Genomic DNA, 14,160 nt, shown 5'->3' with positions numbered 1-14,160 from the left:
AAAGAGCTGGTAGTCAGTCGCATATTTTTCCATTAGAGCAAGGACTCGGTAGAGGAGCATAACTGACACCCAATCATGGATAGGTGGAACGAAGGAATTTAGGGCAGATTTATAATCTTGACCCTGTTAGACATGGGAGGTTTACCACCGTGAGAATCATGGGTTTACAACGGCCAACATATCCACAAATAGTAGACGTTGGCTTTGCCATATCCAATTTCTCCGAATTAGACATTTTATGCGAATTCTATCCGTGGTGAGCTAATTTGGTTAGCTAGGAATTCTATGAAAATACGAGATATCTAAAGAAAATATCAAGATATTATAGGGAGGATATAACAATAATGTATATATCTAATCCTGATTTAGCAACATTACTTCAATCCAGTACTCTTAATCAAGAATCTTCCACCAAAAGCGAACTGCCTGCATTTCTCAATTGCTTTGAAACATTTTTGCAATACGAACTTTTACATACTGAAGACTCTTCCGGTCTATTTAACTCCAATTCCTCAAGCTTTGATAATTCAGATAATTCATTCCCTAATATATTGAGCGTCCATAATAATATGCTCACGAATCAGCTTTTTACTAATTTAATTGCCCATACCCTTCTCGAACATGAAACCGGTTCGCTGCCTTTGGAAGATAAAAATCAAGTTGCCCGAATTTATTCACAGAACCAGCCCATATACTCCACCTCATCTAACAGCAATTACAATAAAATATTTAATAATGATGTGTTTTTAGGAGATTCAATAACGAAAGGATTATCTGCCTACAAACTGTTGGATGATTCCAAGGTCTATGCCCAAGTTGGAATTGGTACTGACAAGGTTAGACAGTTGGTTGATTCGGCGGCAAAACAGAATCCGCAAAGAGTTTTTATTATGTGTGGAGTTAATGACGTGGGAAAATATACAAAGGCCCAATTTACTCAGCACTATACCGACTTAATAAATACGGTCAAGGCCGAATGCCCAAATGCCAAAATATATGTACAATCTATCCTTCCTGTGCAAAATCAAGCAACTCAAAGAAATCCCTCTTTAAATAATGTTAATATTGACGAATATAATTCGGCAATCTTCCAGATAGCCAATAATGAAAATGTTGGATTTATTAATCCTTCATCTTTAGTTAACTTTAATCAAAGTTACTATGCCAATGATGGCATACACTATAAACCGTCTTTTTATACTTCTTGGTTAAACTTTCTGCAAAACAATGCTCTATAGCGATATCCTGATTACCCAAAAGAAGCCGCTGCTAAACGACTGAATCGTTTTATAGCAGCGGCCTTACGTTTGCATGGAGGTCCTTTTTAAAATTGCTCTAACCAGCTTGAGAATTATAATAGTTGTTTAACATTATTTTTAATCACCGCAATCCAGAGGGGATACAACTCTGATTTAAAGTGCAATCCATCTGAAAGAAGTAAATTTGTCGCATTAGGAATACTCTTGGAAATATCCAAATACGTTACATCTTCTTCAGCAGCTACAGCTTTTACAATCTTATTCAGTTTTTGCGGCTCCAAATTCCTTTGCGGTTGATCAATGGTACTCTTCATAGGCATCACAGATTGCAAAATAATTTTGGACTCGGGGAACATCCTTTTTGTGGATTCTATTAATTCTTTATACCATTTTTGGTAAGAACGCATATCATAGCCAAAATCGTTTGCTCCAAACATCAGGAATACATAATCTACCGAACCATTACATCGACTCCTGATTATATTGCTGTTGTCTCCCAAAAGTTTAGCCCCTTCATAAACATGAGCCCCAATTTTGGCATAAACGTGGTCCTGTTTTACTACAGTATTGTGAGACTTCTTAAATCCATATGTTATTGAATCACCGACAAATATTACATTTGAAAAGTCGGCCTTTATTTCTCTGCTTGGCACTATAGTCGATAATGAAGATCTCGATTGGGATTCGGATTGAACAATAGTTTGAGTTGAGGGCGCAGAAGCGGGGATTGTTCTGGTTTTAGTCTGGGTCTGGGTCTGGGTTTCCTTTGCTGTTGAATCAGGAGATTGCGTGGGATTGTTTGCTTTTCCAGCCCTTAAGGGCAAGAAAAAGCCAAAGATCAATAAAAACAATAGCCCTGTAACGATCGTGGCTTTTAGCGATAGGTACCAATTGATAGGTTTCTTTAAGTATTTGTATTTTCTAAAGCTAGTCATTTATCCTACAACTCCTCTCGCGAATTGTGTAACATCAATCGCTTTAGACCTATGAAGCGTCCATAAACAAAGCTTCTGTTTCGTTTACATATTTTACCATATATAGATATTGATGTACCAGCCTTTCTGCATTATCTTTACCACTACCTCTTATTGTTTTCCAAACATGCTTTAAAGCCAAAAAAACTCTAGCTTCCTGCTAGAGTTTTCATAATCCGTACTTATTAGAACCATTTCGATTATACCCGCTATGGGATGTTTTAAAGAATATATACTTTTACATATTTAACAGCCCATCTGCGAGCTTCCGCAGATGTATCAAAGAAAACATCAATCCAATTTCCTCGAATTGCCGTACCGGTATCAGCGGCAACGGCAAAGCCATAACCTTCGACAAAAACTTTAGTCCCATAAGGTATAACGCTGGGGTCTACGGCAATCGTGCTGTATCCGTCCGGATTTCTCACTGCCATTCGTCCAGAACTAGTGTAAGTACTGCCAACACCATGAACAGCATAATAGGCTGTCGACTTAACTTGAATAACTTTTTTATAATCAATTTGTTGTCCGCCTCTAGATACAGGCATTGAAGGAAAGGTGCCGACAACTACAATTTTATCAACGGGCTTTTTCGTGAAATGCTCATCTATAATTTTCTTTGAAATCTCTTTACCGTTTTCATAGATTGTATCAAAAATAGTTTGTTTTTCTCCATTTTGTCCTTCTTGCACCGTTTGTTCATAGGTATTAGGCAAACTGCTGTCAGGCCTTCTAATAGTATTATAGGCAACCGTATCCAGGGAAGAAAGAGTCTTATGCTCAACTCTAACCACATCAATCTTTATCCCATTGTACAATTTAGCTTCTTTTTCAGGGGTAACTTTATCTTCCGAACCTACGACGATTCCTTGAGAGGTTAAGAAGTCTTTGACATTATCCTCAGGAGAGTATTTTGTAGTTTCTTTCCCTTCAAGGGTTAAATTTACAGCGACGGCATGTTTTACAGTTATGGTCGAATGATTAGTTACTTTCGAATCCAGCGCTGGAGTAACTTTATCATAAGGAGATATTTTAACACCTTCGCTAAATAACACTTGACTTACATTAGATTTATAGGTAATGACATTTTTCGAATTGCCATTAATAATAATGCATACGGATTTTCTTGTGATTAAAATAATAATCACAACAGCAAAAAGTGCTGTTAACGTTAAAGGTAAGATAGTTTTAAGTAAATTTTTCTTATTAGATTTAAGATCACCTCTAATCTTTGCCAAAATATTTAAACATTTGATTCTTAAGTTTACTATGAAACTCACCCCACTTTAAATGATAACAAAGGAGGTTTAGCGAAGTTGTCACCCTGATGTTGGCTTATTGTATCATATAATTGCGTTTAAGTAAATATTAGTTGTATTAGCAGGAAAATATTCCATAATAAGTAAATAGCTTGACCGCAAATACCTGCAGATATTTTAGCATTTCACCGCATCTGCACGAGAGAGCTTACCAGGTGCCTATTGACAAAGGAACTTATTCCATCTAAAATTAAGTAAATTTTAAATTAAATCCTATGATCAGAAAAAGTAACTGATGAATATTGAGAAGCGAGCCGGCGATTGGTGAAAGGTCCGGTGCAGTGGAAATCAGCGAATGGTTCTGGGAGGAGCAGGGTAAAAGAGCAATGCTTAACTAGCCCGCGCCGTTGTCCCTGCGTTATAAGGGAAGGGTATTAATACTAAGGTTTGACACCTGCGTTGCGTACCTTTTGAAGAGAAACCAACTTTCCGAGAAAGTGCCGGTTTCTGAATTGGGTGGCACCGCGAGCTATATCGCCCCATATTTATGTGGGTGATATGGCTTTTTTGCTTTTAGGAAACCTTTATTTTGAAAATCATATCAGGGAGGTAAGACTATGGCATTAGAGTTATTAATGGGCAATCAGGCTATCGCTCTGGGTGCAATTCGCTCCGGAGTCGGAGTCGTTACAGGATATCCAGGTACACCTTCAACTGAAATCCTGGAAACAGTTGCTAAGAGGAATCCCGGCATCTATGTTGAGTGGTCTGTCAACGAAAAATCGGCATTGGAAGTTGCCTCTGGCGCTGCTTTCGCCGGGTTTCGAACCATGGTAACCATGAAACAGGTTGGACTAAATGTAGCTTCAGACCCCTTAATGAGTCTGGCCTACCTTGGCGTCAAAGGAGGCATGGTTATCGTCGTCGCCGATGACCCCGGCCCGATCTCTTCACAAACGGAACAGGACACCAGGCATTTTGGCATCTTTGCCAAATTACCTGTCTTTGACCCCTCTTCTCCCGAAGAAGCCTATCTGATGATCGGTGATGCTTTTGAATACTCGGAGAAATATAATACTCCCGTGTTATTCCGTCCAACTACCAGAGTATGCCATGGTTATGCCACAGTCGATCTTGAAGAAAAACGCTTTGAAGTTAAAGCCGAGGGCTTCATTAAAGACCCCAAGTGGGCAATTTTCCCCCGGCTTTCTTACCTCAATCATTTGAAAATGGAAGCACGACAGCCTGTGCTTAGTGAAGATTTTTCGTCTTATCGCTATAATTCCCTGCAGGGAAGCGGTAAAAAGGGGATTGCTTCCGGAGGAATCAGTTATGCCTATACTTGCGAAGCATTATCAAACCTAAAGGGAGAATGCAAAATCTTCCGCGTGGCTACACCGCATCCTTTCCCGGAGAAATTGGCTCTCGAATTCCTGACAGGCCTTGATGAAGTTCTCGTAATCGAAGAATTAGATCCTGTTATTGAAAAAGAATTGGTTTACTTATGCGGAAAGCATCATTTACCTGTGAGAATTATGGGCAAGCTGACAAAGCATATCCAAAACGCCGGGGAAAATTCAGTCGAGTCAGTCAGTAAGGCCGTTTCTGAATTTTTGCGAATCCCAATTCATCCTGTAAAACCCTCTGAGGATATGCCGGCTCTTCCCGTCAGGCCGCCTGTTTTATGTGCAGGTTGTCCGCACAGAGCTTCTTTCTATGCCGTAAAACAAGCGATGAAAGGGCGAAAGGCCGTTTTCTCCGGTGACATCGGCTGCTATACGTTAGGAAACGCCAAGCCCTTGGACATGGTTGATACGTGCCTTTGCATGGGCGCCGGAATTACCATAGCCCAAGGCCTTCATCGAGCAGAACCCGATGCGGTAAATTTTGCTTTTATCGGAGACTCTACCTTTTTCCACACGGGTATACCCGGTGTCATTAATGCCGTTTACAATGAGACAGATATTGTTCTTATTATCTTAGACAACTCAACAACTGCTATGACCGGTCACCAACCACATCCGGGAACAGGCAAAACAATGATGGGAAACATTTCTGAAAAAATCAAGATCAGCGAAGTGCTGAAAGCACTCGGCGTTAAGCATATTACAACGATGAATCCTTTTAACCTCCAAGACTCTAGCGCAGCCGTCGAAGAAGCAGCCGCCAACAAGGGGATATCCGCTGTTATCTTTAAATCCCCCTGCATTGCTGTTGCCGACCCGGCACCTGTCTTTTCAGTTGACAGCGACAAATGTACAGGCTGTAAACTATGTATTAAGGAATTGGGATGTCCGGCTATTGTTAAAGATAATAACAAAGTTCGAATTGATGCTTCCTTATGTTATGGCTGTTCAATATGTGCACAAGTCTGTCCATTTAAGGCAATCGGAGGTGCAAACTAAATGATTAATTGCATTTTAGCGGGGGTCGGCGGTCAAGGTACGGTACTTGCATCGAAACTCATTGCCCAAACGGCCATGGGCAAGGGCAAAAACGTCCGCACAGCGGAAACTATTGGTATGGCACAGCGCGGCGGCTGTGTCGTCAGCCATGTCCGAATTGGTGAAGAGATTCATTCTCCCTTGGTTCCCCTCAGGTCCGCCGATGTTATTATTGGCTTTGAACCTGCCGAAGCGGTGAGAAGCTTGCCTTATTTAAAAGAAGAAGGAATTGTCATTGTCAGCCAAAAAGATATCAAGCCGGTTACAGACTCTCTTGCCAACACGAATTATGAGGGAACAGAAATGCTTGACTACCTGAAAAGTCATGTCAAACGTCTGATCATTATTGATGTTGAGCCAATCTTCGCTGCCTGCGGCAGCACTAGAGTTTTAAATATTGCCCTGCTGGGAGCGGCGGCAGCTGCCGGTGTATTCGATATTTCTTTGGCAGAAATAGAGCGAACCATTGAGCATAAATTACCACAGCAATTTATTGCGATGAATCTAAAAGCATTGCGTGCAGGCGCTAAAACCGCCATAAAGGAGTAATTTAAAATGATGAATCAGGCCCAATTTGACGCTATTAAAAAAATGCTTGTCAAACTTTCCCGAGTCGATGGGTTTTATAAGAAAAGATTTGCAGACATCGATGTAACGGCTATTCAGAGCCAAGGGGATTTTGAAAAGCTCCCTTTTACTGACAAAGGCGATTTAAGAGAGGCTTATCCCTTAGGACTTCAGGCAGTTCCCGACAGTGAAATTGTTCGTATTCACTCCTCTTCCGGCACGACGGGTACTCCGGTAATCATTCCCTATACTAAAAAGGATGTTGCTGATTGGGCAGAAATGTTCAAACGCTGTTATGAAACTGCCGGGTTAACCAATTTAGACCGAGTCCATATCACGCCCGGTTATGGTTTATGGACTGCAGGAATAGGTTTTCAGACCGGTGCAGAACTGTTAGGTGCTATGGTTATTCCTATGGGACCTGGGAATACGGACAAGCAAATTCAGATGATGAAAGATTTAAAAAGTACAGTTTTATGTGCGACGTCTTCCTATGCCTTACTTTTAGCGGAAGAGATCACCAAACGCAAAGTCAAAGATAAAATTCATCTTACTAAGGGCATCATTGGTTCAGAGCGTTGGGGAGAAAAAATGCGCCGCCGCATAGCCAATGAACTCGGAGTTCAGCTCTATGATGTCTATGGTTTGACTGAAATCTACGGGCCCGGCATCGCTATGAGCTGTGATCAAGAATGCGGCATGCATTATTGGGATGACTATTTCTATTTTGAGATTATTAATCATAATACCGGAGAACCGGTTCCTTTTGGGGAGATCGGCGAGTTGGTTATTACAACTCTCCGTAAAGAAGGCGCTCCGCTCATTCGCTATCGCACTCACGATCTGACGCGGTTCATACCAGGAGAATGTGCTTGTGGTTTGAAATATCCAAGGATCGATACCCTGATTGGCCGAACCGACGATATGGTTAAAGTTAAAGGCACAAATATTTTTCCGGCGCAAATTGATGAAATGCTGCGGGAAGTTGAGGGAGCAAGCAGTGAATATCAGGTCATTATTGACCATTTGAATGGGAAAGATATTATGACGGTGTTCTTTGAAACGGAGAATGAAGCCGATAAACGAGTCATTGAACAGAACGTCAAGCAACATTGTAAAGCAAAAATCGGAATCACAATTGTGCCAAAGGCTGTTGCCATTGGTGAACTTCCCCGAAGTGAGAAGAAATCCACGCGGATTTTCGATAACAGATATTAAGCGCTTTTGCCAGCCTCTGGCGGCAGCGGCAGGTTAGTTGCACTGAAGCTAGATGAAAGTCTACAACCGAAGATTATAATTTCAGATTATACTTTCTGATATTACAAATAGCCCGAGAAAATCCTAATTGCTGGAAGTTCTCGGGTTTTACTTTACTTTAATCCAATTGTAAGACGCCCACTTCTCCCAGTGGGGGCGGTTCCCAGTTCACTCTCTAAAAAAAAGATCAAGCACAGTTTGGAAATGTTGACAAATACCAAGACATAACGCTTATAATTATAGAGTAAGACTAGTAATACCTTGGAAAATTTACGTTCACAATTGACAAAAAGGGACGGTAGCTATGGAGCAAGTAGATATTGTTGTTATCGGAGCGGGAGTCGTCGGTTTAGCCGTCGCTGCGGAACTATCAAAGCAATTCAATGATCGTTCTCTGGTCCTGCTTGAGCGGCATAGCAAATTTGGGCAGGAAACCTCCAGCCGCAACAGCGAAGTCATCCATGCCGGTATTTATTATCCATCAGGAAGTCTCAAGGCAAACCTATGTGTTGAGGGCAACCAACGCCTTTATCACTTCTGCCGGGCTTGGAATATTCCTCATCAACGAATTGGGAAATTAATTATTGCCCGAAGTGAACAGGAAATCCCAGTACTGGACTCCCTTCTGGAACAGGGGCAAAAGAACGGAGTTAATGATCTGGAACTTATCGACAACGATCAGATCGCCCGATTAGAGCCCCACATTAGCGCGGTCGCCGCCGTCTTATCTCCTTCTACCGGGATCGTTGACTCTCACCAGTTGATGTTAAGACTTGAATGGTTAGCTCTTGAACAAGGAGCCGTTATAGCCTATCAGCATAACGTCCAAGGTGTTGAACACATGGATAAGGGCTATGAGGTGACTTACCGCAACCCGGCAGGCCAACTCGAAACACTGCGCTGCCAATGGCTTATCAACTGTGCAGGCTTAAATTCAGATCATATTCCTTCCTTCCTGGGGATTGACATTGATAACAGCGGTTACCGCATCTATCCCTGCAAAGGAGAATATTTTAGTGTTCCGAGCTCCAAATCCGCACTGGTGTCACATCTTATTTATCCGCCTCCCCTCAAGGCACTGAAGGGCTTAGGTATACATGCTACCAAATCCTTGGATGGTCGGCTGAGGTTCGGCCCCAATGCTTTCTATACCGAAACCCTGAATTATGATGTAGATGAAGCTCATGGGCAGGAGTTCTATAATGCCGTCACAACGTATATGCCATTTTTAGACTCTGAGGATTTCTTGCCTGACATGGCCGGCATACGCCCAAAAATTCAGGCCCCTGGTGATCCCGTTCGCGATTTCATTGTCTGTCATGAAGCCGAACGCGGTTTTGAAGGGTTAATTAACCTCATCGGCATAGAATCGCCCGGTTTAACCTCTTCCCTGACTTTGGCTGAAAAAGTAAAGGATTTAATGTACTAATTATTGACCAAATTAGTCAAAAAGACATTTTTTATCATAGGTGTATCCTGAGAAATCCAAATAATTGGCTGTTTTTGCTTTCGGGCCCAATTCAACTCCCTTAAGCATCTCCTCTCTAAAGACAGGATAGCCTGTGCGATCCAGGATATAACCAACATGTTCTTTAGGAAGAGAACGGTCAATGTGCTTATCAATATAATCATAAAGGTTATTACACAGCCGCAGGACTGCTTCTCGTTCTGCCCATTCCAGGAATGGAGCAGCTAAACGAGGATTCTTTTTCCCGGTTCTGCCCATAACCACAACTCGATAATATTGTCCGCCCCGAGTCCAGGCACCTGTCGGACATTTCAAAACACACTCGCCGCAGCCTATACAGCGGGAAGCATCTCGTTTCACTTTATAATTGACTATGGAAAGAGCCCCGGTAGAAACCTTGGCACAATTTTTAACACAGGCTTGGCAGTTAATGCAGCGCTGGGCATCGTAAAGAGGTTCAACCTGTCCAATAATGCCGATATCATGCATATGAACTTTTACGCAGTCATTGGGGCAGCCGGTGACTGCAATTTTAACGTGGGGATTATTAGGGTAAATAATTTTCTCGATATCCTTAGCTAAAGCCGTCGTATCAAACACAGCATTAGTACAAACTTTATTGCCGATACAAGCTACTACATTTCGTGTCCCAGCCGCAGGATAACCCTGAGCAGGCTGCTCGAGGAGTACTCCGATATTAACTTCCAGTTCCTCAAGGAATGGCTCGAGGAGAGCATTAATTTCCTTCATGTACTCAAAAGGAATAGCAGGAATTTCCAAGCCTTGTCTTGTCGTGAGATGAACTTCGCCATTGCCGAAGCGTTCAGCTATTTCCTGGACCAGCGGAAGCAGCTTTACCGGCAAATGACCTCCGGGTACCCTGAGACGCAGACAGGTAAGATTTCTGTCTTTCGTAATCCGCCAGGCATTTTTCATAACTTTTTTTGTATTAATTGTCATCCTAAATCCCTCCAACTAATCCAAGAGAGTTTGCGCTTGAGCAAAATTAAATACCGGACCTTCCAAACATACATACGTTTCGTCAATCTTGCAATGACCGCATTTGCCAAGGCCGCAAGACATTTTACGTTCAAAAGAGACCCAAATGTTCTCTTTGGCTAAGCCTCTGCACAGGAATTCTTGAGCAGTAAACTTCATCATGACCGGCGGACCAACGATGATAACCCGCACATCTTCCAGGGAGGGTATCTCTACATCCGGAATCAAAGCAGTAATAAGACCTGTTCTGCGGCTGCAAGAATTGGCGATTACTTCGAGGTTTCCAGACTCATCAAGTTTATCAACGGTAACTTCAACTCTGAACGTTTGGGCCCATTTATCTAAGTCATGTTTAAACAAAACGTCGTTAGGGGTTTTAAATCCGGTTAAAATATCGCACCGTTGCAAAAGCTCCGGACGAGCATAGAAGTAATTAATGACACTTTTGACAGGAGCAAGTCCTGTTCCACCTGCGGCGATAATCAAATGTTTATTGTAAAAGGACTCCAGAGGAAACCCTTTCCCATAAGGGCCTCGCAGGAAAAGATAATCTCCCGGAACTAGCTTATCGATACCCCCTGTCACCTGGCCAACCCTGCGAATGGTCATTTCGATATAGCCATCCCCAAAGTCACTGATGGAAATCGGACATTCCCCGACTCCGGGAAGGGAGACTTCCATAAATTGACCGGCAATAGGTTGTATCTGGCACTCTAAACGGTAGGTCCAATCCAGTTCGGTCTGTTGATATTTAGCGAGAATTTTAGCCTTAAAGGGTATATAGCTGTTTTTAACCACGGTTTCCTGCCTCCTCTTTGCCCAGGCGGTCGATGCAGTGAGCCAAGGAGATGTATTCGGGACAGGCATTGTCACAACGTCCGCATCCAACACACATATGAACTCCGAATCTTTGTTTAAAGTCTTTTATTTTGTGCATAACCTTGAAACGCATCCGCTCTCCATTATTACGGCGAAAGCTGTGCCCCCCGGCCATATCTGTAAAACCATCGATCTGGCAGCTGGCCCAAACCCGACGTCTCTCTCCGCACTTAGGGTTATCGTCATAGAAAATATCCTGCATTGTATAACAACTACAGCTGGGACAGACGACAGTACAGCGTCCGCAGGCAATACAGCGTGAACCATACTCCTCCCAGATAGGGTTTGCAGCCACCGATTCAAGGACCAGATTTTCTGGGACCTTAACTGATTGCTTATTACTCTCAACAAACTTAGGAGACACCTCAATCGTCTCACCATGGAAGGCAAACAATCCTTCAATGTCTTCTTGAACATCGCTTAGATAAACACCGTTCTCCAAACGCACAGATGCACTGTAGTTCTCAGTCTTATTAGTTCCCATACTAACGCAAAAACAACTGTCAAAGCTCTCCTGACAATCCATAACAATCAGCTTTAGTTTATTTCTCAGTCTCTCATAGTAATAATCCGCAGAGAGACCGTTTTCTAACATTATTTTATCCAGACGTTCTACCGCCTGTATGTCACAAGCACGCAAGAAAACAATCATACCTTTTTCATCAACAACAGCTTCACTAAACCCATTTTCATTAAAATAGAAAAGTCTCTGAGTAACAGGATAAAAGGTTTCTTTAGGAGAAAAATAGGACTTTTGGTTAAAGACAACGTCTTCAATTTTTGAGATTTCAGCATACCCGACCAAATCGGTATCGGAAAACTTGCCTTTGCCTTTTAATAAAGTCGGCGCATAGACTCGGTACTTTTCCCTTAGACTCTCAAGAAGCTGATTAAACGCCGCGGCGGTAAACCTATAGCCCAAAGTTCACACTTCCTTTGATTTCTTTTACTTCAATGTTAAGTATAAGCCCTTAACTCTTTTGTGACTGTGATTGTTATCACAAAAAGCTTGCCTTAGATCTTAAATCTTAATCCTTTTTAACAAACAAGTTTAAGAATTAAAACAGCCAGAGCAATTTAACCTCTGGCTGTTAATTTAAACGCGAGGGAAGAGTCCATCCTTTCAGCGCGATAGCATTTGTTATGGGCTGGACACCTTCGTCACCGAAACCCCGATGTTCGGCTTCAGTTGAACGAGTTCACTCGAAACTTCTCATTGCATTTTGGGCCCAATTAGAATCTTTGTAAATAGCCCTGCCAACACCAACCAAATCGGCCTTTTTGTCCCTAAGAATCACTTCAGCGTCTTCAGTTTTAGTGATACCACCGGTAACAATAACAGGAATTGACACTGCTGCCTTGATAGCTGCAGAATAGGGGGCAAAGTATCCGGGTTCTTGAACGCCTGGAAGGGAATATCGGCACATTCCCCCCGAGATATCTAAAATGTCGACCCCGGCCTGAGCAAAAGCTGATGCGGCTTTTTGACTATCTTCAATGGTAAGGCCATCTTCTCTGTAATCCGTTGCACCCATACGCAGAAGAATCGGGAAGTCACCAACCGCCTCGCGGATCGCCTTGATAATTTCTAGATGAATTTTGATTCTTCCTGTAATATCCCCACCATACTCATCGGTTCTTTTATTTGTCAGGGGGGATAGGAATTGGTTGAGGAGGTAGCCATGGGCAGAATGAATCTCCACACCATCAAATCCCGCCTTTTTTACCCGGACCGCAGCTTCTTTGAAATCATTAACAACTTCTTTAATCCCCTCTTTGTCCAAAGATATAGGCATCACTGCATTTTCCTTAGAAGGATTACTTATAGCCGAAGGGCCAACTGGTTTCATACCAGTAACTTCTTCGCTGGCGGCGCTTCCGGCATGGTTAACTTGCATCACTGTTTTGGAACCATTATTACGGATAAGGTTAGACAGCTTTTTCAGTCCGTCTATAAGAGAATCCTCAGCGACGGAAAGTTGATTTTTACTGGCTTTTCCAGCAAGAGTGACATAACTATGTTCAATGATTACCAGAGAAAGATAACCACCCTTAGTTTTTTCCTCATAATAGTTCAAAATATCCTGGGTGATGCCCCCATCTATTCCAGATTTCGCAGTAGCCATTGGCGGCATTATTAATCTATTTTTTAAGGCTAATTTACTGTTTTCTAAAGGTTGATCTAAATACATTATCTGGGACCTCCTTATTATTTCTTATGTTCCTGTTATACATGATAATAGTTTGATAACAATAGAATGAGTTGTCAACATTAATAATGCCTCTAGGTTGTATCCTCTGTTAATTTATGGCCCCCTATTCTGCTCGTTTTGAAAATTAGTTTTCTCAATTCTTCCGGCTTGTCAGTCAGGAGAAATCTTAGATCATCAAGTTAGCCGTTTTATTGCAAATTTAAGTTAAAAAAGCTCTCTAAACCTTATATAATAAGATTATGAAATCTATAGTTTGGATTAAGGAGCTGTCCTTCGATGTCAAACATTTTCGATAAGATTGCAGAAGACAGGATTCAAGAGGCCCTTAGAAACGGTGAATTTGATAACCTCCCTTCCCAGGGTAAGCCTATCAACCTCGACTACTGGGCAAGTCTTCCCGCAGGAATTCGCGCCGGATATATGCTTTTAAAAAATGCAGGATTTGTTCCTGAAGAAGTACAGTTGTTAAAGGATATGGAAACATTAAGGGAAGAAATGTCAAGTTGCCCTGATCAAGAAGAAAGGCTTGCTATGCAGAGGAAGCTGCAAGAGACGCAATTAAAATATAACCTAATAAGCGAATATAAAAAACAGAAGAAATAATCTCTTTGCCCAAGATTATTTCTTAAGTCAAAAACAAGCTGCTCAATTATTGAGAAGATGCAGCAAGTGCATGGCTTAAATCGCAAGGCCTAATCAAATAGTATTTATGATGTTATTTATTAATGCTATGAAATAATTAAAGGAGTGTCCCCAAAGCAAAGCGGGTCTTCGATTTGCTTTGGGGCACTCCTTTTTACGCAGCCGCCTTACCTTATAACTACCGAATTTACAACTCTAT

The 14,160-nt window shown here is 42.0% G+C and carries 12 protein-coding genes and 1 other annotated feature; of the genes, 6 read left to right on the top strand and 6 right to left on the bottom strand.

All coding sequences use genetic code 11. The annotated features are described in order from the left end of the window. The first annotated feature begins 344 nt into the window (after positions 1-344). A complete protein-coding gene (locus tag DEAC_RS03035; RefSeq protein ID WP_047808567.1) occupies positions 345-1,238 on the top strand; it encodes a GDSL-type esterase/lipase family protein in 894 nt (297 codons plus the stop codon). A gap of 113 nt (positions 1,239-1,351) precedes the next feature. On the opposite strand, the gene DEAC_RS03030 is transcribed toward DEAC_RS03035, so the two are convergent. Continuing rightward, entirely contained in the window at positions 1,352-2,194 is an 843-nt protein-coding gene (locus DEAC_RS03030; protein WP_047808566.1) for a GDSL-type esterase/lipase family protein, read from the bottom strand. A gap of 260 nt (positions 2,195-2,454) precedes the next feature. Continuing rightward, positions 2,455-3,471: a resuscitation-promoting factor gene (locus DEAC_RS03025; RefSeq protein WP_161796411.1), complete on the bottom strand. Its 1,017-nt coding sequence runs from the start codon at positions 3,469-3,471 to the stop codon at positions 2,455-2,457. 287 nt (positions 3,472-3,758) lie between these two features. Further along, positions 3,759-4,037, top strand: a binding site (T-box leader). A gap of 72 nt (positions 4,038-4,109) precedes the next feature. Between DEAC_RS03025 and iorA the strand changes: the two genes are divergently transcribed. The 4 genes from iorA (at position 4,110) to DEAC_RS03005 (ending at position 9,189) form a co-directional block, all read left to right on the top strand. Further along, entirely contained in the window at positions 4,110-5,897 is a 1,788-nt protein-coding gene (gene iorA, locus DEAC_RS03020; protein WP_047808565.1) for an indolepyruvate ferredoxin oxidoreductase subunit alpha, read from the top strand. Then, the gene (locus tag DEAC_RS03015; protein ID WP_200903081.1) at positions 5,898-6,485 is read left to right on the top strand and encodes an indolepyruvate oxidoreductase subunit beta; all 588 of its coding nucleotides are present in this window, start codon (positions 5,898-5,900) and stop codon (positions 6,483-6,485) included. A 9-nt stretch (positions 6,486-6,494) separates the two neighbouring features. Further along, a complete protein-coding gene (locus DEAC_RS03010; RefSeq protein ID WP_047808737.1) occupies positions 6,495-7,721 on the top strand; it encodes a phenylacetate--CoA ligase family protein in 1,227 nt (408 codons plus the stop codon). A 343-nt stretch (positions 7,722-8,064) separates the two neighbouring features. Further along, a complete protein-coding gene (locus DEAC_RS03005) occupies positions 8,065-9,189 on the top strand; it encodes an NAD(P)/FAD-dependent oxidoreductase (protein ID WP_047808564.1) in 1,125 nt (374 codons plus the stop codon). A gap of 12 nt (positions 9,190-9,201) precedes the next feature. On the opposite strand, the gene asrC is transcribed toward DEAC_RS03005, so the two are convergent. The 4 genes from asrC to DEAC_RS02985 form a co-directional block, all read right to left on the bottom strand. After that, positions 9,202-10,188, bottom strand: a complete 987-nt coding sequence (gene asrC, locus DEAC_RS03000; protein WP_047808563.1) for a sulfite reductase subunit C — start codon at positions 10,186-10,188, stop codon at positions 9,202-9,204. 15 nt (positions 10,189-10,203) lie between these two features. Further along, positions 10,204-11,025 (bottom strand): anaerobic sulfite reductase subunit AsrB, encoded by an 822-nt coding sequence (gene asrB / locus DEAC_RS02995; protein WP_047808562.1) that lies wholly within the window; start codon positions 11,023-11,025, stop codon positions 10,204-10,206. Beyond that, on the bottom strand, positions 11,018-12,028 hold the full coding sequence (asrA, locus tag DEAC_RS02990; protein ID WP_047808561.1) for an anaerobic sulfite reductase subunit AsrA: 1,011 nt from the start codon (positions 12,026-12,028) through the stop codon (positions 11,018-11,020). Before asrA ends, asrB begins: the two co-directional genes overlap by 8 nt. Before the next feature lie 277 nt (positions 12,029-12,305). Beyond that, on the bottom strand, positions 12,306-13,301 hold the full coding sequence (locus tag DEAC_RS02985) for an NADH:flavin oxidoreductase (RefSeq protein WP_047808560.1): 996 nt from the start codon (positions 13,299-13,301) through the stop codon (positions 12,306-12,308). A gap of 294 nt (positions 13,302-13,595) precedes the next feature. Here DEAC_RS02985 and DEAC_RS02980 point away from each other — a divergent pair, with 294 nt between their 5' ends. Continuing rightward, positions 13,596-13,922, top strand: coding sequence for a DnaJ family domain-containing protein (locus tag DEAC_RS02980; RefSeq protein WP_047808559.1), 327 nt, complete (start codon positions 13,596-13,598; stop codon positions 13,920-13,922). Positions 13,923-14,160: the final 238 nt, after the last annotated feature.

The organism is Desulfosporosinus acididurans, from assembly GCF_001029285.1.
Taxonomy (GTDB): Bacteria; Bacillota; Desulfitobacteriia; order Desulfitobacteriales; family Desulfitobacteriaceae; genus Desulfosporosinus; species Desulfosporosinus acididurans.
The sequence above is the reverse complement of the archived record's forward strand: the minus strand, read 5'-3'. Positions and strand labels throughout refer to the sequence as shown.

What these genes read in the sequence shown, in the direction of transcription:
- DEAC_RS03035 (WP_047808567.1), top strand. Translation starts at nt 345, where the DNA reads ATGTATATATCTAATCCTGATTTAGCAACATTACTTCAATCCAGTACT.
- DEAC_RS03030 (WP_047808566.1), bottom strand. Translation starts at nt 2,194, where the DNA reads ATGACTAGCTTTAGAAAATACAAATACTTAAAGAAACCTATCAATTGG.
- iorA (WP_047808565.1), top strand. Translation starts at nt 4,110, where the DNA reads ATGGCATTAGAGTTATTAATGGGCAATCAGGCTATCGCTCTGGGTGCA.
- DEAC_RS03015 (WP_200903081.1), top strand. Translation starts at nt 5,898, where the DNA reads ATGATTAATTGCATTTTAGCGGGGGTCGGCGGTCAAGGTACGGTACTT.
- DEAC_RS03010 (WP_047808737.1), top strand. Translation starts at nt 6,495, where the DNA reads ATGAATCAGGCCCAATTTGACGCTATTAAAAAAATGCTTGTCAAACTT.
- DEAC_RS03005 (WP_047808564.1), top strand. Translation starts at nt 8,065, where the DNA reads ATGGAGCAAGTAGATATTGTTGTTATCGGAGCGGGAGTCGTCGGTTTA.
- asrC (WP_047808563.1), bottom strand. Translation starts at nt 10,188, where the DNA reads ATGACAATTAATACAAAAAAAGTTATGAAAAATGCCTGGCGGATTACG.
- DEAC_RS02980 (WP_047808559.1), top strand. Translation starts at nt 13,596, where the DNA reads ATGTCAAACATTTTCGATAAGATTGCAGAAGACAGGATTCAAGAGGCC.